Below are 18,599 nucleotides of genomic sequence, written 5' to 3'. Positions count from 1 at the left end.
TTTTTATGAACGATCGAATCAGTTTTATTATTAAAATTCTGTTAGCTTCGACCTTTATCTCGGCAGGGATTAAATACGGCGGTTCTTATCTCGCGATCGCGCCGACTGACCTCAATGCTTTCCTGCTCGTCACCGTTCCCCCCGCGATTTTCGGGTTATTATTACTGGGCAGGCTGCCAACTGAAACGGGTCAAGCGCATAGAGAACCGTGAGTTCAACGCTTGGAGAGACGAGAATAAAGACTTGTAAATTTTCAAATTTATCGGGAAATCGCGATCGCGCCCTTGTAAACCTTAAATACCTTTCCTTCCGCTAAAAGAAGGATAGGGCTGAAAAGCCTAACGATTGAGGATTTGCAAGCGATGAAGAAATCTATTCTTTTACTCTCTCCCGTTGTTCTCTTCGGTGCGCTATCCGCTTGCGTTGCGCTTCCGCCTTCCGCTCGCGTTTCCTCCCAGCCAGTGACGAACACTTCTCTCTCTTCTAGTCCAGCACCAACGCCAACCTCCATTCCCGACTTGCCGAGTCCTCGTTCTCTCAAAGTGGGTGAGTTTACTTTCCAGGAACTTAACGCTGTTGGTGGCGGAGGGTGCGGGATGTCTTTGTGGAAACCTACCCGCGAGAGAGTTCCGAAGCTCGTTTTCTTTAATGGCTTAAACGAGGGGGAAATGTGGATGAAAATTGATGGCAAACTGGTTAAGTTTCAAAGAATTGCTGCTTCTGGAGAGGAGTTCTACGGACAAACCATCGCTCAAACCTTTCAAAACGAAGATAAAACCTTACGAGTTGAAGTCTCGGTAGCATTAGGGGAAAAAGGAGAAATTGAGTCAATCGCCATCTCCTCGGCAACGATTCGTATCGAGCGAGCGGGGGAAGTTATCGAACTATCCCCGATCGGCGATGCTGGATGTTAGCGTTGAAGTGTCTTTCGTTGCGCCTGACGGTATCAAATAAATTAAACCTGAAATTAGCGTTAAAGCAACAGAAACCCAAAAAGCCACTAAAGAAGGCAGTTTCCAAGTCGCGCCTAACGGTGCAATTAATAGCGCGATCGCAATAATTTGACTGACTGTTTTCAATTTCCCCCAAATATTCGCCCCAGAAATTGTAGTTTGATTGACTCGCCAGCCCGCGATGGTTAACTCTCGCCCCAAAATCAAAAAAACGCCCCAGGCGGGAATTTGACCTAGCTCGATTAACGCCAACAGCGGTGCTAATACCAGCAATTTATCGACCAACGGATCTAAAAATTTGCCCAAATCCGTCACTTGGTCGAGTTTTCGCGCCAAATAACCATCCAGCCAATCCGTTCCCGCTGCAACAATAAAAAAAACCACCCCTATCCAGCGGGATTGTGGGGTTGGCTCCGACAAGCTCCAGAGGAGAATCGGTACGGCAAGGAGGCGAGAAACAGTGACGAGGGTTGGGATATTCATTACAAATTGATGAATGCAGATGGGGGCAGTTACGGTTCGGCATCCATCAATTGTATCGTGCTATATCCTGCGTTTAACACGCTCCTCGACGGGCTAAGACAACATGAATTGTCTTCCAAATTAGCTGGAGATCGTAGAGAATCGACCAGCACAGTTGATAGTCCAAATCCATACTGACAATTTCGTCGAAGTTTTTGACGCTCGATCGCCCTCGCGTTTGCCATTCTCCGGTCAGTCCCGGCTTGACTCGCAGTCTTTTCCAGTGGTAGGATCCGTAGCTTACAACTTCATCTGGCGTGGGGGGACGAGTTCCAACTAGACTCATCTCCCCTTTTAATACGTTCCAAAATTGAGGGAATTCATCAAGACTGGTACGGCGGAGAAATCGACCGACCCGAGTGACGCGAGGATCGTTGTTGTTTTTGAAGATGAAACCTTGGGCTTCGTTTTTAATGAGGTGTTTGTTGCGCTCGGCTCCGACTATCATCGAACGAAACTTCCAGATGCGGAAGGGTTTACCGTTTACGCCGCAGCGCATCTGAGAGTATAAAAGCGGCCCTGGGTTATCGAATTGAATGGCAATGGCGATAGGTAAAGCGATCGCGATCGCAATTCCCAATCCAACTAAAGCACCAATAATATCAATAGCTCGTTTAATCTTGCATTCAACAGAACGGTGAACTACTTCAAAACCCCGTTCAATGTATTGAGATTCCGTTAGGTTAACCGCTCGCAAGTTAAGTGGGGTAGTAATCATCGCTTTGTCGTTTCTAGAGAGATGAGGAATTATGGTGAAGTTGTCAGTCAGTTCGGCAATGCTAAGTGCAACTTATTTGCGAACGTTTATAAAGCCATCTTACTCAAGACTTTTTGAAGGTCGCCAACTGATTCGAGTCACTTTACTTAATCTTTAAGAGATTTCAAGAGTTAGATGAAATTTCTGTTTTTTCCGCAGTCTTCTGGAACATCAATGAGTGAAAAAGCGTTAGACCTATAATTAGATCTACGGATATCTCTACCTTACCCAACAATTTCACAAGTTTAGCCGCGTTCTAGCTATCTTCATGCAAACAGCACAAAAACCTAGGGTTTTTTAAAGTTTTGATGAAGTTACGTTTGCAATTCTTTATGTAAGGCTTCGTCACACCCACCGGTTGTTGGCTGAGAGCGACTCGGTAATTCGCGCGCAGAAACGCGCCTCGTCGTTGGCACAGACAAGGCGGCTGCAAAAACTAAGCTGTTTTTAATCGAGAAAATTTAATTACACCGGCGCTAAGGTTAACCGCTGGCTTTCTAAGTGAGCCGCAAAACTTGCTGTATCGGCAGCGGTGTCGCGGTAATTTTTCGCGATCGCACAAGAATACTCTCTCGCGGCAACGTAGAGTTCCCGTTCGACTAAGAAAACATTAGCGTAGAGGTTAGCTACGATTTGCTGCCCGAGTTGCGTCGCTTTCAAGTAAGGCAACGCATCTTTAAAATAGGGATAAGCGACCTTCCAAAAAAAGTTCGGGTAGCAGGCGTGCAAATCGTCCGCACTCCGGCAACCTAATGCTAGGTTGGCGCCGGTTTCCTCAAATTCGCGATAAAGAGCGGGAAGTTTGCTGAGGTACTGGGGATCGGCGAGTTGCCCGATTAAGTCAGCCGCGCGCGTCAGTCCGGCGTAACCGAGGGTATCGGCGTAGAGTTCCCCTTTCGGTACGGGAAACCGAGTCAGTTCGATATTCCGTTCGAGAATTTCGATCGCTAAGGGAGAACAGTTACTAAAGTTTTCCCGCGCGAACTGCTTGCTGCGTTCGACGTGATAGGGCGTTAAGCTCGCGGCTGTTGCTTCTGGCGACAGCGCGATCGCTGCTTCCCCGCGCCCGAGGGCATAAATATTTTGCTCCGGACAATCGCGGCTACAAGCTCCCTTCGCGTAGCCGATATCGTGCAATAGCCAAGAAATAATGCTATGCAGCCACGCCTCGGCCGAAATATTCCCTTCTAACTTTTGTTTTCCCAACAGAATTTCTTGACCCGCGAGGGTCACGAGCATTGTATGGTCGGCATTGTGATACGCTGCATCGCACTGTCCGAGGACTGCCATAGAGCGTTGCGCTGCCTCCCTTAAAACCTTCAGGTAATGAGGTTTAAGGTTGCTATAGAGGCTGCGATAACATTCCTCGATACGTTCGACAAAGCTATCGACCGTCAGTTCTAAAAAACTCGACATGGCGATTCTCGCTATCGATCTAAAATTTAAAATCTAGAGACCATCGCGCTTTAGAAAGAGCTAGTTAACTCTCTGGCGATGGTGCGGGCGGGCTATATTAAAGGCTAATAGAAGCAAATCCCTCACTCGTTGAACGTGCCAACTTTAAAGGAGCTTCCTTCTCCTTCACCGCGAGGGTGAAGAATTTTACTTATGATAATGATTACTGTAGCTACTGTGAAAAGTTTTATGAAGAGGTGTGTGACCCCCCAGGGCAACAAAGTGTATAAAACTCTTGCACGAGCTTAACTTTCTTAAATTTCATTTTTCTCCTGTCTGTGAAAGCATCCTAGGCTGGAATCAGACAGTTGGTGCGGCGTTTGTAGAAGCAGCCCTGTGATTCCTGCTCTTTAAACTAACAGAATCCACTGGCGTTTCGATGCGATCTCCATCACAATCTTTGTTGATTTCATGAGTTTTTCATGAGTGACTGCGCGTAAACTCGGGGATCGATGGATTTAAGCGGGGGTTAAAGCCCGGGCAAGCCAGCAGCGTTAGACTAGATGGGATAATGTTGGGTGAAAGAATTTGCAAGCGAATTTATGAAACGTTGGAGTTTGGGCGTGCTGTGCGCGCTACTGCTATTTTGCGGGATGGGATCGGCGCTGGCTGCTCCAACCTACACCGAGCAACAATTACAAGCCGGGGAGGCTTTGGCGCAAAAAGCGATTCAGGCTTCGCAGCAGGGGGATTTACAGGCGGCAGAACGAGACTGGACGCAGTTAATCGAGCAATTTCCCGACAATCCGGCAGTTTGGAGCAATCGGGGCAGCGTTCGCGTCTCACAGAATCATTTGGAGGAAGCGATCGCGGATTTTAATCGCGCCATCGAACTAGCCCCTTATGCTCCAGATCCCTATCTCAATCGCGGTACGGCTTACGAAGGGCAGAGCCGCTACGAAGACGCGATCGCGGACTACAATAAAGTCTTAGACCTCAATCCCAACGATGCCGCCGCCTACAACAATCGCGGCAACGCCGAAGCCGGACGGGGACAGTGGCAAGATGCGATCGCCGATTACCGCAAAGCTGCCGATCTCGACCGAAATTTTGCTTTTGCCCGCGTTAACTATGCCTTAGCCCTCTATCAAACCGGGAGTACCCCCGAAGCGCTCGCGGCGATGCGCAACCTCGTTCGCAAGTACCCGATGTTTCCCGACGCGCGCGCTGCACTCGCGGCGGCGTTGTGGGAACAGAAGCAACAAGGAGAAGCCGAGAGTAATTGGGTTGCCGCGATCGGTATCGATAAGCGCTACCAAGACTTAGACTGGGTTCAAAATGTCCGCCGCTGGCCGCCAGCAATGGTTGCTGCCCTCCAAAAATTCTTGAATATCGAGTAAAACGCTCTTGTCGGAACGCCGAGAGTCGATTGCAAACAATTTTGTACACTGAAGCCAAAAGCAGGCAAAACAAGTTACAATTAAGTCGTACTGATGTACTAATTTAAAACCGACTTCGGTAAGGTAAAACAAGAACAAAACAGCAGTATTCAATCTCAACGGAGAGGCAAATCGCCCTGAATGGAGCGCGACGCTTTTTTGGCGAGAGCGCACATCTAAATAATTGGCAAGTTCTGAGGCACGAATGGCTACAATCGCTAAAAATCCCGATAAAGAAAAAGCACTCAAGTTAGTTCTCAGTCAAATCGAGCGCAACTTTGGCAAAGGCGCGATTATGCGCCTCGGTGATGCCACGCGGATGCGAGTCGAGACCATATCGAGCGGCGCGCTTACCTTAGACTTAGCCTTGGGAGGCGGTCTGCCCCGAGGTCGCGTCATTGAAATCTACGGTCCGGAAAGTTCCGGGAAAACTACCCTCGCCCTCCACGCCCTCGCCGAAGTCCAGAAAAACGGAGGCGTAGCAGCCTTTGTGGATGCCGAACACGCGCTCGACCCCACCTATGCGGCTGCATTAGGGGTAGATATCGATAACCTCCTCGTCGCCCAACCCGACCACGGCGAAGCTGCCCTAGAAATCGTCGATCAATTAGTCCGTTCGGCTGCCGTAGAAATCGTCGTGGTGGACTCGGTAGCTGCTTTGGTGCCGCGTGCGGAAATTGAAGGGGAGATGGGGGATACTCAAGTCGGCTTGCAAGCGCGCTTGATGAGTAAAGCGCTGCGAAAAATTGCCGGTAATATCGGCAAGTCAGAGTCTACGGTTATTTTCCTCAACCAGTTGCGGCAAAAGATCGGCGTAACTTATGGCAGTCCGGAAGTGACGACCGGAGGAACGGCACTGAAGTTTTATGCTTCGGTGCGCCTCGATATTCGCCGCATTCAAACTTTGAAAAAAGGAACGGAAGGGGAGTATGGAATTCGGGCTAAGGTTAAAGTTGCGAAAAATAAGGTTGCTCCGCCTTTCCGGATTGCGGAGTTTGATATTATTTTCGGACAGGGAATTTCTCAAATTGGCTGTATGCTCGATTTAGCGGAATCGAGCGGCGTGGTTAACCGCAAGGGGGCCTGGTACAGCTATAACAACGAGAATATTGCCCAAGGTCGCGATAATGCGGTGAAGTATCTCGAAGAACGGCCGGAAGTTGCCGCCGAGATCGAACGACAGGTTCGCGATAAAATTGCTGGCAATCCGGCGATCGCGGGCGGGCCTGTTTTAGAAGATGACGACGAGGCAGATTTAGAAGAAGAATAAAAGACAGTTTAGGACAGAGCGGGCATCTTGCCCGCTTTTTAGTTTACCGAAGGAATGGGTCTAGAGCTACGTCCTTCTAGGACGGCTTTCTCTCGATCTTAAGATTTCTAACAAGTTCCCTTAGAACGTCTGACTTCGATCTTCCTGTCGCCTTGCAGTAGGTTTCTAATCTCTCAAGCTCTTCGCTAGTCAGTCTAAAAAATACACTCTTTTTCATGGCACAGTATATCGAGATGATATACAATGCTAGCATGAAGACACTGAAGTTCAAACTCTACCAAAGTAAGCGGAATAAACACCTCAAACGCAGCATCAACGCTGCCGGGGTGATTTATAACCATTGCATTGCACTTCACAAACGGTACTACCGTATGTGGGGGAAGCATTTGAACTGCGCCAAACTTCAGGCTCATATCGCCAAACTGAGAAGGCGAAAAGTGTTCTGGCAAACAGTCGGTTCTCAAGCCGTGCAAGATATTTGCCGGGGAGTATGTCAATGTTGCATTTTTAATTTTGAATCGAGACCGTCTCGCGAGCGGATAACTCATCGGACGCACCAACGGCGATGAGTTGTACCGCACAAGCTTTAAGCTCGGGTTGGTGGGAGTCGGGGCAGGATTCCGGGTGGGTGAGGGCATTGGCTTCCGCCTCTTCCGCCCAGAGTGCGCCCCAGTGCATGGGGATAAAAAGCGTTCCCGGCGCGATCGCTTGAGTCACTCTGGCTTTAAACTGGCATTTTCCCCGACGCGATCGCACCTCCACCCGTTCTCCCTCTTCAATCCCCAATTTCTGGGCATCCCGAGGGTGAATTTCGATGAACGGTTCCGGGTGCATCTGATTAATCTTATCGATGCGTCCCGTGCGCGTTTGCGTGTGCCAATGGCCGTACAATCGTCCGGTTGTTAAAACAAAAGGGTAATCGGGATCGGGTGGTTCTGCGAGTCCTCGCGAGTGCAAGGCGGCAAAGCGCGCGCGTCCGTCGGGAGTCGGGAAGTGAAGATTCGTGTAGAGTCGCTTAGAAACCGATGAATCGAGATTTTCGGTCTTTGGCTCCGGAAATGGCCATTGCTGCGGCCCTTGTTGCTGTAAAATCTCATGACTCAAGCCGCTAATATCGCAAACTCGACCTTGCGTCGTTCGGGCAAACTCGCGGTAAACATCGGCGGACGTTTGGAAGGGAAATTGCTCCTCATATCCCAAGCGTCGCCCGACTTCAGCGAAAATCGACCAATCCTCCCGCGCTTCTCCCGGCGGTTTGTGGAAGGCGGGACAAAGGGTAACGCGGCGCTCGCTATTCGTCATTACGCCGGTTTTTTCGCTCCATTGCGTAGCGGGAAGCAATAAATGCGCGTAGGCCGTCGTTTCGGTCGGATAGTAAGCTTCTTGATAAATTGTGAAAGGAGATTGACTTAACGCGCGTTTTGTGCGTACTAGGTCGGGCAGACTAACTGCGGGATTCGTGGCTGCAATCCAGAGTAATTTTACCTCGCCGCTTTCTAAGCCCGTAATGATTTCCCAGGTATTGCGTCCCCGCTGAGGGGAAATTTGACCGGCGGGAAAGCCCCAGAATTGCTCGATTTCGGCGCGATCGCGCGCTTCGGTGACGCTGCGGTAGCCGGGAAGCAAATGGGACAAACCGCCCGCTTCTCGCCCGCCCATCGCGTTCGGCTGTCCGGTCAGAGAAAACGGCCCCGCGCCCAGTTTTCCGAGTTGTCCGGTGAGGAGATGCAAGTTAATTAAGGTTCTGATTTTTGCGGTTCCTTCCGAAGATTGATTGAGTCCCATCGACCAAAGGGAAAGAACGCGCTGGGATTCTGCCCAATAGGTAGCCGCTTGCTGTAATTGTTCTTCAGTAATACCGCAGCGTTGGGCAACTTTTTCGGGGGTATAGTAGCGAACGGTTTCTGCAAAAGCATCAAAATTCGCGGTGCGTTCCCCGATGAATTTCTCATCGATCGCGCCCCATTCTAGAAGTAAGTAGGCGATACCGTTAAACAGATCGATATCGGTTCCCGGTTGAATGGGGAGGTGAAGATCGGCGACTTCAGCGGTAGGTGTCGCGCGCGGATCGACAACGATTAAACGAACGTTTGGATTGGCTTTGTGATATTTACGAAGGCGATTGAAAATAATGGGATGACATTCAGCGGTATTGCTGCCGACAATAAAGGCGCAGTCGGTCAATTCGAGGTCATCGTAACAGCAGGGCGGGCCGTCGGAACCGAAACTTTGTTTGTAACCGGAGACAGCAGAAGACATACATAGGCGGGAGTTGGCATCGAAGTTATTCGTACCGAGGCAACCCTTAATTAATTTTTGGGCGGTGTAATAATCTTCGGTGACGAACTGCCCGGAACCATACATACAAATGGAATTGGGACCATCGGTAGCGAGGAGGGTTTGAATGCGAGTAACGATGCGATCGAAGGCTTCATCCCAGGAAATGCGGCGAAAGGATTGCTCGAGGGTTTCCCGAAACATAGGATAGAGCAGGCGATCGCGTTGTATCGATTCGACAACAGTAGCTCCTTTAACGCAAACCATACCCTGACTGGAGGGATGAGCGCGATTGCCCCTGACTTTCCAGGCGGCGGCATTTTCCTTAAGCGCTTTTGGCGGTGAGACTTCTAGCCCGCAGCCAACCCCACAATACGGGCAAAGTGTTTTAACGGTTGGGTCTGCTTTCTTTTCGTCCATGCTGAATCACCCTAAATTATTTTGAAAGGAAGTTTTTAGAAATTGATTGGAGTTAGAGAAAAATGAGAATAAAAAACAGCGGAATTTTGAAGATGAGATCGCCATTATTGGCTATCGCCACAAAATTCCACTGAATGCAAAGTTATCGGCAAGGCAAAGGGAAAAGCTGTTGAAGGACTCTACAGCCCAAAGGGGACGGGCGGACAGGCGAATTACGAATTACGAATTACGAATTATTCCGTATCGTCGTGGGCATATCGATGGAATAAGAAGTCGAGCGCTTCGTTGCGGAGTTCGTAGTAACGGGGATCTTCAGCGAGGCGGGCGCGATTGCGCGGACGGGGAAAAGGAATATCGAGAATTTCGCCAATCCGGGCGGCCGGTCCGTTGGTCATCATCACGAGGCGATCGGCTAAAAATAAGGCTTCGTCGATGTCGTGGGTGATCATCATGACGGTGATTTTGTGGTCTTCCCAAATTTTCAGCAGTTCTTCTTGCAGTTCTTCGCGAGTGATGGGGTCTAATGCACCGAAGGGTTCGTCGAGGATTAAGGCTTCGGGACGAGTGGCTAGGGCGCGCGCGATCGCGACTCGCTGTTTCATCCCCCCAGAAATTTGGGTCGGCTTTTTATTGGCGGCTTCAGTCAGTCCGACTAACTCTAGATGTTCCTCTACGATCGCTTTTTTATCAGCTTTGGATTTGTGGGCAAAAACCTCGTCAACTCCCAGATAGACATTTTCGTAAACGCTGAGCCAAGGTAGGAGCGAATAGTTTTGGAAAACGACCATGCGATCGGGACCGGGTTTGGTAATGCGTTGATTCTTCATCCGCACTTCGCCGAGGGTAGGCTTATTCAAACCCGAAACCATGTTGAGTAGCGTCGATTTACCGCAACCCGAGTGACCGATCAAGCAGATAAATTCCCCTTCCTGGACGGTGAGATTTACGCCATCGAGAACGGTATAGTCGCCTTTGGGCGTGGGGTAAATTTTGGAAACGCTGTCGATTTCCAAAAAGCTAGCGTCAGGCGATTTCTTAAGTTTGTCTAAAGTTTGGGAATTCAAGGTTTGCATGACTCTTAGAATGGATTCAGAGAAAATAGAGAACTGGACAGGCAAAAGTGGAGCATTTGAAACTTTTGCCCTTTGTTTTACTGGAAGCTAAAACACTTCTCTATCGGGCAAAAACGACTTTCCTTCACGCTTAAACGAGAACGGCAGGGCGATCGATGTCGATTTCCTCAACGCGAATCGGGCGCTTAATTTCTAAACGGTTGAGGTATTCGATCGGGTCATCGGGGTTGAAGGTCGTACCGTCTGTAAACTGAATCGGACGGCGATCGGGTTCGAGGGCGGGTAGGTCGAGTTGAGTAGCGGCTTCGGTGTAAACATCGACGCGGCGCACCCGTTCGACAATATCGAGCCAGTTACGGGGGAAGGACGTAATCCCCCAACGCGCCATTTGAGTCAGTACCCACAGGGCTTCGGTGCGTTTGGGACAGTTGGTTTTAGCAACGAAGAATTGGTTATAGCGATCGAGGACTTGGAGTTCGTCGGTGCCGCGATCGTAGGGATCGATGAAACCGGGACGAAGATCGACAGGATCGGCACCCACGTATTCGGGACGGCAGAGGAATTGCAAGATTTCTTCGCGGTTGCGGCGGTCGTCGCAGTATTCGCAAGCTTCGAGTAGCGCTTTGACGAGGGCGAGGTGGGTTTGGGGATATTTTGCCGCCCAGTCTTCGCGCGCGGTGAGGACTTTTTCGAGGTGTCCCGACCAGATATCGAGGTCGGTGGCGATGACGAAGCCGATGCCTTCGTTGACGGCGCGGGAGTTCCAGGGTTCGCCGACGCAATAGCCGCTAATGTTACCCGCTTTGAGGTTAGCGACCATTTGGGCGGGGGGAATGACGGTGATGTTGACATCGCGATCGGGATCGATACCGCCGGAGGCCAGCCAGTGGCGCAACATTAAGTTGTGCATGGAGGAGGGGTGAACCATACCGAGGGTATGTACGGTATCGGGGTCGCGATCGATCGCGGCTTTGAAGTCGGCGAGGGTGCGAATCCCTTGATCGTAGAGTTTTTTGCTGAAGGTGATGGCGTTACCGTTGCGGGACATGGTAAGGGCTGTCACCATTGGTACGGGATCGTTACCGCCCATTCCGAGGGTAATGGAGATGGGCATTCCGGCGACGACTTGAGCGGCATCGAGGCGACCTTCGCGCAACCCTTCAGAGATGACTTTCCAACTCGGTTCGCGGATTAGTTTGACTTGAGTGAGACCGTGTTTTTCAAAGAAGCCTTTTTCTTTGGCAACGACGAGGGGGGCGCAGTCCGTGAGGGGGATAAAGCCAATTTCGAGGTTGACTTTTTCGAGGCCGTTAGCGGCAACGACAGCAGGCGCTTGAACTTTGCGTTTTTTGGCTTTTTTCTGCTGTTCGAGGAAGTAGACGATTTCGCCGCGCAGGGCGTAGTATTTTGGGTGGTTGACGACGGTCATGCGGCTGCGAGGGCGCGGGAAGGGAACTTCCAGGATTTGACCGATGTGGGCGGCGGGGCCGTTTGTAAGCATGACGATGCGATCGGACAGCAGCAGGGCTTCGTCGGCATCGTGCGTCACCATGATGCAGGTGACGTTACTCTCTTGACAAATTTGCATCAATTGTTCTTGCAAACCGCCGCGCGTTAAGGCATCGAGAGCGCCGAAGGGTTCGTCGAGGAGGAGGACTTTGGGGCGGAGGGAAAGCGCGCGCGCGATCGCGACTCGCTGTTTCATCCCGCCGGAGAGTTCGCCGGGGCGTTTATCGGCGGCGTGTTGCAGTTTGACAACTTCGATGTAATGGTCGATGAGGCGGTTGCGTTCGCCAGCGGGGAGATTTTGCAGGACTTCATCGACTCCGAGGGCAATGTTTTCGCGCACCGTCATCCAAGGAAGAAGGGAGTAGTTTTGGAAAACGACCATGCGATCCGGACCGGGGGCGCGAACTTCTTTACCTTCGAGGACAACGCCGCCTTGCGTGGGGCGATCGAGTCCGGCGATGATGTTCAGCAGGGTGGATTTACCGCAGCCGGAATGACCGAGGAGGGTGATAAATTCACCTTGCTGGATGTCGAGTTGAATGTTTTTGAGGGCGACGTAGTTGCCGCCGTTTTGGAGGCGAAAGATGCGGTCTACGTGGTCTACTTCAAGGAAGGATTGCATGACAGTTCTCTAAAAATTACCAGTTTCCAGTTATTCAGTTCGCTATCTTCAGGTAAAGCGAGCAGCGATCGCCAGCAAATGCTGAGATTTCGGAACGGATGGATCTCTTTCTAAAAATTATTCTTTTTGTTCTTCTGGAACGACCAATCGAGCGATAAAGGCAATCAGGCGATCGAGCAACAAGCCGACAATCCCGACATAGAGCAGACCGAGAATGATATGGCTGGTACGAGAACTGTTGTAGTTATCCCAGATAAAAAAGCCGATTCCAACACCGCCCACCAGCATTTCTGCTGCGACGATTGCCAACCAAGATAAGCCGATGCCGATTCTCAAACCGCTGAAGATATAGGGAACGGAAGCGGGGAAAAGGATTTTAAAGAAATACTTTCTCGCAGGCAGTTGCAGCACTTTAGCGACATTTTTGTAATCTTGGGGAATCTGCTGTACGCCGACAGTGGTATTCATTACAATCGGCCACACCGCAGTGACAAAAATCACAAAAATTGCAGCAACTTCATTTACCTTTACGCCCGCTTTTTCCAAGGGGTTAAAAGCTTGGAAAACGGCTAGCGAAATCGGCAGCCAAGCGAGGGGGGGAATGGTGCGTAAAACTTGAAAGAGTGGATCGAAAGCATCATACAGAAAAGGATTACAGCCGAGGAGAATTCCGGCACTAATTCCAACAATTGCTGCCAACGAATAGCCGACTGCAACGCGCTGTAAACTCGCGAAGATTTGCCAAAAAATGCCAACATCAGTTCCTTCGCGAACGAAGAAGGGATTGACGATTAATTCCCAGGTGTCGCTCACCACCTTAGAAGGACTCGGTAGCGGTGCGCCGGGAGCGCTACAAATCACTTGCCAGACGGTGAGAACGAAGAGAATCGCAACCATTGGACGCAGAAGTTTTTTCGGCGGCTTTTGAATCAGAGTAACGAGAAAGTTCGGCTTTTTAACGTAGCTGTCAGTGGGAGCGACCATGAGAATTTAGAGAAAGAGAAAGGTTTAAGATTTAATTTGACGGTCGGGGCGTAGTATGTTGCGATCGCGAGAGCTTTTCGATCTCCCTAAATCCCCCTCTTGTGAAGGGGGATTTTAAGGATTTTCATTTCTCTTTTAAGCGAGCTTATTGGCTGTTAGCCTTTCCAATTCACCCTTAATGAGGCTTTTCTTGTTTTTCAACCTCCCCTTGAACAAAGGGAGATAGGGAGAATCAAGCTTTCTTAATCTTCAATCCATCTAAATAAGCTTTGGGATTTTCTGGGTCAAATTTTGTGCCATCGAAAAATTCTTCAACCCCGCGAGAATCGCTACTCGGAATTTCAGCCTCGGCAACCCCAAGGGCTTTTGCTGCTTCCTTCCAGAGATCGGAACGATTGACTTCATCAACGAGTTTTTTCGCATCGGTATCGGCTGGTAAATATCCCCAGCGAATATCTTCAGTAACGAACCACAGATCGTGACTCTTGTAGGGGAAGGAGGCGTTATCTGCCCAGAACTTCATAGCGATATCGGGCTTGGTTTCTTTGCGTCCGTCGCCGTAATCAATTTCGCCTTTAGAACGACCGATAATATCTTCAACGGGAACCTTTAACCATTGGTCTTTAGCGATGATTTTGCACATCTCTTCTTTATTTTCAGCTTTCTCGCACCATTGCTGAGCTTTCATAATACCTTTGAGCAATGCAACAGCAGCTTTTGGATTTTTTTCAACCCAGTCTTTACGCATTGTAAAGGCTTTTTCGGGGTGATTTTTCCAAAGTTCGCCGGTTACTAAAGCAGTGTATCCTTGCTTCTGGTTAACGAGTTGCGCGTTCCAAGGTTCGCCCACGCAAAAAGTGTCCATCGTCCCCGATTTCATGTTCGCAACCATTTGCGGCGGCGGGATGGGAATAACTTTAATATCTTTAGTCGGGTCAACACCTCCGGCTGCGAGCCAGTAACGCATCCACAGGTCGTGCGTGCCGCCGGGGAAGGTAATTGCTGCGGTAGCATCTGCCTTACCTTTGAGCGCTTCTTTGAGTCCTTTACTATCGAGAGCAACCTTTTTATCGAGGTAGGTTTTGCTGACGGAAATAGCTTGTCCGTTAACATTTAACCTTGCCAAAATTTGCATCGGCACGGGTTGTTTGGTGATTTTCCCGGCTGTCATCAAATAGGGCATGGGCGAGAGAATATGCGCGCCGTCGATACCGCCGCCACTGGAACCGAGTTCGAGGTTATCTCGCGTGACGGGCCAAGAGGCTTGCTTGAGAACTTCAACGTCGGTCATCCCAAATTCATTGAAGAAGCCCTTTTCTTTGGCAATGATGAGGGGAGCCGCATCCGTCAGAGCAATAAAGCCGAGTTTAGCGGTAGCCACTTCAGGTTTGTCTGCTTCGCTGAGGCTGGGGGCGGGAGCGGGAGATTCGCCAGCCGGAGAGGCGGAGGTGGAGGAACTGCCGGAAGAATTAGGCACACAACCATGCAGGATAACAGTACCGGCGGCGGCTGCACTGGAAGTGAGGAGGAAGCGACGACGAGAAAGTTTTGACATAGTTCTTGGATTGTCTGGCAGTTTTAAGAATTGATTTTTTGGCTATTCTCTCGACACCCAATGTAGAGAGTATTTTTCGCGTGAAGACGAAGAAATTTTGGCAGGCAAGATTAGAAATCAAGCCGATTTAAGGAAGGTTGGCGTTGATTTCGAGTAGGCGGGAGGCAACGAGACTTAAGTTTTAAGGCAGTCGGGGAAAAACTAGGCTATTCAGGTAATGCTTTTCATCTCAGCATTTTGAATTCCACCTTAATGTTTTGGCGTTGCACCAAAGTCGTTTATTAAGATATCTCTTAAGACCTCGGGCAATTCGTCGCAAGGGATACCTTTTCGGACGCAAGTTCCGAGGTGGGCATCTTTGCCAACTTTTCCGCCCATATAAAGGTCTACGCCTTCTACTGTTTTGCCATCTTTGCGAACTTTGGTTCCCATTAAGCCGATGTCGGCGACTTGGGGCTGTCCGCAGGAGTTAGGGCATCCCGTCCAATGGATGCGGACGCGGTGGGCTAAGTTGAGTTCGCTGTCGAGTTCTCGGGCAATCGCGAGGGCGCGTTGTTTTGTTTCGACGAGGGCGAAGCCGCAGTATTGCGCGCCAGTACAGGAGACGAGCGATCGCGTTAGCGGACTGGGGTCGATGCTAAACTGCTCGAGCAGGGGTTCTGCCAGGAAAGCGGCGAGTTTGTCGTCGGGAATATGGGGAATAATGGCGTTCTGTTCGACGGTGAGGCGAATTTCGCTTTCGCCGTAAACTTCGGCCAGACGCGCCAGTTCAAAGAGATTATCAGCCGTGAAGCGTCCGACAGGGACGTGCAGGCCGACATAGTTTAAACCGGGTTGGAGTTGTTTGTAAACTCCGATGCGATCGCGCTTATCCCAGTCAATTTCATCTTTCTCTGCGGCTGTTTTCAGTTCTCGCCCCAATTCTGCTTCGACTTCAGAGCGGAATTTATCGAGACCCCATTCATCAATCAACCACATCAAGCGTGCTTTTTGGCGATTGGCTCGCAAGCCATTGTCTCGATAAACGGTTAAAATAGCTCGGCATAAATCTACGACTTCATCGTTGGGCGGAACCCAAGCATTCAAGGGTATGGCAGCTTCGCAGCGTTTAGCTGAGAAAAAGCCCCCCACAACGACGTTAAATCCTAATTCTCCGTCTTTATAAGCGGGAACGAAGGCGATATCGTTAATTTCGGCATGAACTGAGTTATCGCGCCCGCCTTCAATGGCAATATTGAACTTACGCGGCAGATTGGTGAAAGCCGGGTTGCCTTCGCCAGAGTTGGTAATCATGTCTTGGACGTTTTTGACCAACTCGCGCGTATCTATCAATTCGTCTCCGTCGATACCTGCCACCGGCGAACCGGTAATATTGCGCACGTTGTCCATCCCCGATTGCACCGAAGTCATCCCCACCGCTTTCAGGCGTTGGAAGATGTCGGGCATATCCTCGAGACGTAACCCGCGCAGTTGTAAGTTTTGTCGGGTGGTAATGTCGGCGCTGCCATCTTCGCCGTAGCGTTGGACGATTTCAGCGAGAGTTTGCATTTGCTCGCTGGTCAGAATTCCGTTAGGAATCCGCAGCCGCAACATAAATTTGCCGGGAGTGACAGGGCGATAAAAAATTCCCAGCCACTTGAGACGATGTTCTAGATCGGTTTTATCGACTGCTTCCCACCCCATTTGGGCGAAACGCTCGAGTTCGTCTTTAACGGCTAAACCATCTTTCTCAGCCTTGAACTTTTCAAATTTATTCTGGCTGGTTGCGGGCGAAGTCGTCGCAATCATAGCGTTGCATCCTTAACTAGCCGAGCAACCCCATTCCAGCAACAATTGAGGATTGCTCTTGATGCCCTACAGGTTAATCGAGGGATTATTAAGGATTTGTAGCAAGTGTTACATTCATTTACATAAAATGTACGAATAACATAAAAGTTATGTATTTTTTACATTTTAAAGTGAGGAGCGCTCTTGAAGCAGAGCTAAGGAATACGAATGCTTGGAGAGGGATTGCACGCAATGAAAGAACCGTCTCGCGATAAAATTTCCTCTTAGGTCTCATAATTCCTGAATTTCACCATGCTCGCAAAAAGAATCCTTCCTTGCCTCGATGTCAAAGCGGGGCGCGTCGTTAAAGGTGTTAACTTCGTTAACCTCCAAGATGCAGGCGACCCGGTGGAATTAGCTAAGGTTTATAACGATGCGGGGGCAGATGAACTCGTTTTTCTCGATATTACGGCGACGCACGAAGATCGAGACATTATCGTTGATGTTGTTTACCGGACTGCCGAACAAGTTTTTATTCCCCTCACGGTGGGCGGTGGCATTAATTCCTTAGAAATGATTAAAAATTTGTTACGGGCAGGAGCGGATAAAACGAGCATTAATTCTGCTGCGGTGCGAGATCCGGAGTTTCTGAATCGGGCGAGCGATCGCTTCGGCAAGCAATGTATTGTTGTGGCGATCGATGCTAAGCGCAGAACGGATCCTAACCGTCCGGGTTGGGATGTTTACGTGCGCGGCGGACGGGAGAATACGGGTTTGGATGCGTTGGAATGGGCCGCCGAAGTGGAACGACGCGGTGCGGGCGAGTTGTTGGTAACGAGTATGGATGCGGATGGAACTCAGGCGGGGTACGACTTAGAATTGACTCGCGCGATCGCACAACGCGTAGAAATTCCGGTTATTGCTTCGGGCGGGGCGGGCAATGTGGCGCATATCTACGAAGCGCTCACAGACGGGAAAGCTGAAGCCGCGCTTTTAGCGTCCCTACTGCATTACGGACAACTGAGTATTGCCGAAATTAAAAACCATTTGAGCGAAAATCGCATTCCGGTTCGCTCGCTCTAATCTTCGCACGCAAGTCGGGAAATCCAGCTAGGCAAAGTTGGGCGATCGACAATTATACGTGCTATTACCCCTTGAAGATGTATTAGAATGGAGTAAAGTTTACGATTCTTAAAAAATGCTGTTACCTATTTTAATTTTTGATGTTGCTTTGGTGGCTTGGTCGTTGCACCTCATTCAAGGAGCAGTTCAGCAGCGAGAATCTTCTTTGATGTTGGCGGGAATGTTAGTGGCGCTAGCTGCCGCTTCTACGCTTGTCGTTTACTTTTTGATGGATCGCTGTCTCATCTATCTCACTCATGCAAGCGTCCCGTTAAATTATTAAAAAGTTTTAATAAGAGTGTTGACGGTATGCGATCGCGTGCCTTATACTAGATAAGGCTTAGTCAAGGGGTTATAGCTCAGTTGGTAGAGCACTGCAATGGCATTGCAGGGGTCAGCGGTTCGAATCCGCTTAGCTCCATTGTTTGCAAGATTATAAAAAACTTAAAGGCGTACTCCCGCGCCTAAAATAAGTCTGCCGGTATTGGGGGAGGGTATTAGAGGGACTTCGATTCACGGTCGCCTCTGCTGCTATTTAGGACTACCAGTTTTTAAGAATCGAAAGAATAAAATAGATCATGCCGCCGATGATGGCAAAGACCATGATGCGATGCCCCCAGAGCAACATAAAATCGCCCGTGCTGCGGACAAAAGATTGAGTTGTTCTTAAGGTAGGCCCGAGAAACTGAAGTTTTTCCCCCACGAACGAGCCGAAGGATTTAACAGCGTTAACAATTGGCTCGAAAAAGTGAAAGACGGGGTTGAGAAAACTGAATTGGTCGGGAAGCGAGGAGAAAAAGGGAGGGAAACTCAGTTCGAGACCAATCGCGGTGGTTAAAGTGGCAAGAAAGATTAGGAGTAATGCGATCGCGAAGGCGGCGATCGTTGCTTTAATGAGAAAACCTAAAAAATCAATTAGATATTTCATGTCGCT

At 49.8% G+C, this 18,599-nt stretch carries 18 protein-coding genes and 1 tRNA gene; 7 read left to right on the top strand and 12 right to left on the bottom strand.

Translation table 11 applies throughout. The features are described 5' to 3' along the window. The first annotated feature begins 5 nt into the window (after nt 1-5). Together H6G50_RS06580 and H6G50_RS06575 are read left to right on the top strand one after the other, a co-directional pair. A complete protein-coding gene (locus H6G50_RS06580) occupies nt 6-212 on the top strand; it encodes a hypothetical protein (protein WP_190714469.1) in 207 nt (68 codons plus the stop codon). A gap of 150 nt (nt 213-362) precedes the next feature. Next, entirely contained in the window at nt 363-914 is a 552-nt protein-coding gene (locus H6G50_RS06575; protein ID WP_190714468.1) for a hypothetical protein, read from the top strand. Here the strand turns inward: H6G50_RS06575 and pgsA are convergent. The 3 genes from pgsA to H6G50_RS06560 all read right to left on the bottom strand — a co-directional run bounded on the left by pgsA (nt 885) and on the right by H6G50_RS06560 (nt 3,648). After that, nucleotides 885-1,436: a CDP-diacylglycerol--glycerol-3-phosphate 3-phosphatidyltransferase gene (gene pgsA, locus H6G50_RS06570; protein ID WP_190714465.1), complete on the bottom strand. Its 552-nt coding sequence runs from the start codon at nt 1,434-1,436 to the stop codon at nt 885-887. The two genes, H6G50_RS06575 and pgsA, sit on opposite strands and share 30 nt — an antisense overlap. Before the next feature lie 73 nt (nt 1,437-1,509). After that, on the bottom strand, nt 1,510-2,193 hold the full coding sequence (locus H6G50_RS06565; protein ID WP_190714463.1) for a sugar transferase: 684 nt from the start codon (nt 2,191-2,193) through the stop codon (nt 1,510-1,512). 504 nt (nt 2,194-2,697) lie between these two features. After that, nucleotides 2,698-3,648, bottom strand: coding sequence for a metal-dependent phosphohydrolase (locus H6G50_RS06560; RefSeq protein ID WP_190714462.1), 951 nt, complete (start codon nt 3,646-3,648; stop codon nt 2,698-2,700). Nucleotides 3,649-4,280: 632 nt separating this feature from the next. Here H6G50_RS06560 and H6G50_RS06555 point away from each other — a divergent pair. After that, a complete protein-coding gene (locus tag H6G50_RS06555; RefSeq protein ID WP_242032741.1) occupies nt 4,281-5,027 on the top strand; it encodes a tetratricopeptide repeat protein in 747 nt (248 codons plus the stop codon). 244 nt (nt 5,028-5,271) lie between these two features. After that, entirely contained in the window at nt 5,272-6,336 is a 1,065-nt protein-coding gene (gene recA, locus H6G50_RS06550) for a recombinase RecA (RefSeq protein ID WP_190714457.1), read from the top strand. A gap of 76 nt (nt 6,337-6,412) precedes the next feature. On the opposite strand, the gene H6G50_RS06545 is transcribed toward recA, so the two are convergent. The 8 genes from H6G50_RS06545 to H6G50_RS06510 all read right to left on the bottom strand — a co-directional run bounded on the left by H6G50_RS06545 (nt 6,413) and on the right by H6G50_RS06510 (nt 16,564). Beyond that, the gene (locus H6G50_RS06545) at nt 6,413-6,553 is read right to left on the bottom strand and encodes a ribbon-helix-helix domain-containing protein (RefSeq protein ID WP_190714456.1); all 141 of its coding nucleotides are present in this window, start codon (nt 6,551-6,553) and stop codon (nt 6,413-6,415) included. Further along, entirely contained in the window at nt 6,531-6,833 is a 303-nt protein-coding gene (locus H6G50_RS06540; RefSeq protein ID WP_190714454.1) for a hypothetical protein, read from the bottom strand. The genes H6G50_RS06545 and H6G50_RS06540 overlap by 23 nt, the downstream gene beginning before the upstream one ends. Before the next feature lie 10 nt (nt 6,834-6,843). Then, nucleotides 6,844-9,033: a nitrate reductase gene (locus H6G50_RS06535; RefSeq protein ID WP_190714452.1), complete on the bottom strand. Its 2,190-nt coding sequence runs from the start codon at nt 9,031-9,033 to the stop codon at nt 6,844-6,846. Nucleotides 9,034-9,266: 233 nt separating this feature from the next. Beyond that, nucleotides 9,267-10,106: a nitrate ABC transporter ATP-binding protein gene (locus H6G50_RS06530; protein WP_190714450.1), complete on the bottom strand. Its 840-nt coding sequence runs from the start codon at nt 10,104-10,106 to the stop codon at nt 9,267-9,269. 130 nt (nt 10,107-10,236) lie between these two features. Beyond that, nucleotides 10,237-12,237 (bottom strand): nitrate ABC transporter ATP-binding protein, encoded by a 2,001-nt coding sequence (locus tag H6G50_RS06525; protein ID WP_190714448.1) that lies wholly within the window; start codon nt 12,235-12,237, stop codon nt 10,237-10,239. 117 nt (nt 12,238-12,354) lie between these two features. Next, nucleotides 12,355-13,221, bottom strand: a complete 867-nt coding sequence (gene ntrB, locus H6G50_RS06520) for a nitrate ABC transporter permease (RefSeq protein WP_190714446.1) — start codon at nt 13,219-13,221, stop codon at nt 12,355-12,357. Nucleotides 13,222-13,453: 232 nt separating this feature from the next. Then, the gene (locus H6G50_RS06515) at nt 13,454-14,776 is read right to left on the bottom strand and encodes a CmpA/NrtA family ABC transporter substrate-binding protein (protein WP_190714444.1); all 1,323 of its coding nucleotides are present in this window, start codon (nt 14,774-14,776) and stop codon (nt 13,454-13,456) included. Nucleotides 14,777-15,025: 249 nt separating this feature from the next. Next, nucleotides 15,026-16,564, bottom strand: coding sequence for a ferredoxin--nitrite reductase (locus tag H6G50_RS06510; RefSeq protein ID WP_190714442.1), 1,539 nt, complete (start codon nt 16,562-16,564; stop codon nt 15,026-15,028). Nucleotides 16,565-16,855: 291 nt separating this feature from the next. On the opposite strand from H6G50_RS06510, the gene hisF reads away from it, so the two are divergent. The 3 genes from hisF (at nt 16,856) to H6G50_RS06495 (ending at nt 18,086) form a co-directional block, all read left to right on the top strand. Beyond that, entirely contained in the window at nt 16,856-17,626 is a 771-nt protein-coding gene (gene hisF, locus H6G50_RS06505) for an imidazole glycerol phosphate synthase subunit HisF (protein WP_190714440.1), read from the top strand. A gap of 115 nt (nt 17,627-17,741) precedes the next feature. Beyond that, on the top strand, nt 17,742-17,948 hold the full coding sequence (locus tag H6G50_RS06500) for a hypothetical protein (protein ID WP_190714439.1): 207 nt from the start codon (nt 17,742-17,744) through the stop codon (nt 17,946-17,948). A gap of 65 nt (nt 17,949-18,013) precedes the next feature. Next, nucleotides 18,014-18,086 (top strand) — tRNA-Ala (locus H6G50_RS06495). Between the two features lie 120 nt (nt 18,087-18,206). On the opposite strand, the gene H6G50_RS06490 is transcribed toward H6G50_RS06495, so the two are convergent. Next, nucleotides 18,207-18,593, bottom strand: a complete 387-nt coding sequence (locus H6G50_RS06490; RefSeq protein WP_190714438.1) for a hypothetical protein — start codon at nt 18,591-18,593, stop codon at nt 18,207-18,209. Nucleotides 18,594-18,599: the final 6 nt, after the last annotated feature.

The sequence above is a fragment of the Oscillatoria sp. FACHB-1406 genome, assembly GCF_014698145.1.
Lineage (GTDB): Bacteria > Cyanobacteriota > Cyanobacteriia > Cyanobacteriales > Spirulinaceae > FACHB-1406.
Note: the sequence above shows the minus strand (reverse complement) of the source record. Positions and strands in the feature narration are given on the sequence as shown.

Coding starts and splice junctions, on each gene's coding strand:
- H6G50_RS06545 (WP_190714456.1), bottom strand. CDS start 6,553: ATGAAAAAGAGTGTATTTTTTAGACTGACTAGCGAAGAGCTTGAGAGA.
- H6G50_RS06500 (WP_190714439.1), top strand. CDS start 17,742: ATGCTGTTACCTATTTTAATTTTTGATGTTGCTTTGGTGGCTTGGTCG.
- ntrB (WP_190714446.1), bottom strand. CDS start 13,221: ATGGTCGCTCCCACTGACAGCTACGTTAAAAAGCCGAACTTTCTCGTT.
- recA (WP_190714457.1), top strand. CDS start 5,272: ATGGCTACAATCGCTAAAAATCCCGATAAAGAAAAAGCACTCAAGTTA.
- H6G50_RS06535 (WP_190714452.1), bottom strand. CDS start 9,033: ATGGACGAAAAGAAAGCAGACCCAACCGTTAAAACACTTTGCCCGTAT.
- H6G50_RS06525 (WP_190714448.1), bottom strand. CDS start 12,237: ATGCAATCCTTCCTTGAAGTAGACCACGTAGACCGCATCTTTCGCCTC.
- hisF (WP_190714440.1), top strand. CDS start 16,856: ATGCTCGCAAAAAGAATCCTTCCTTGCCTCGATGTCAAAGCGGGGCGC.
- H6G50_RS06575 (WP_190714468.1), top strand. CDS start 363: ATGAAGAAATCTATTCTTTTACTCTCTCCCGTTGTTCTCTTCGGTGCG.
- H6G50_RS06515 (WP_190714444.1), bottom strand. CDS start 14,776: ATGTCAAAACTTTCTCGTCGTCGCTTCCTCCTCACTTCCAGTGCAGCC.
- H6G50_RS06530 (WP_190714450.1), bottom strand. CDS start 10,106: ATGCAAACCTTGAATTCCCAAACTTTAGACAAACTTAAGAAATCGCCT.
- H6G50_RS06565 (WP_190714463.1), bottom strand. CDS start 2,193: ATGATTACTACCCCACTTAACTTGCGAGCGGTTAACCTAACGGAATCT.
- H6G50_RS06490 (WP_190714438.1), bottom strand. CDS start 18,593: ATGAAATATCTAATTGATTTTTTAGGTTTTCTCATTAAAGCAACGATC.
- H6G50_RS06560 (WP_190714462.1), bottom strand. CDS start 3,648: ATGTCGAGTTTTTTAGAACTGACGGTCGATAGCTTTGTCGAACGTATC.
- H6G50_RS06555 (WP_242032741.1), top strand. CDS start 4,281: ATGGGATCGGCGCTGGCTGCTCCAACCTACACCGAGCAACAATTACAA.
- H6G50_RS06580 (WP_190714469.1), top strand. CDS start 6: ATGAACGATCGAATCAGTTTTATTATTAAAATTCTGTTAGCTTCGACC.
- pgsA (WP_190714465.1), bottom strand. CDS start 1,436: ATGAATATCCCAACCCTCGTCACTGTTTCTCGCCTCCTTGCCGTACCG.
- H6G50_RS06510 (WP_190714442.1), bottom strand. CDS start 16,564: ATGATTGCGACGACTTCGCCCGCAACCAGCCAGAATAAATTTGAAAAG.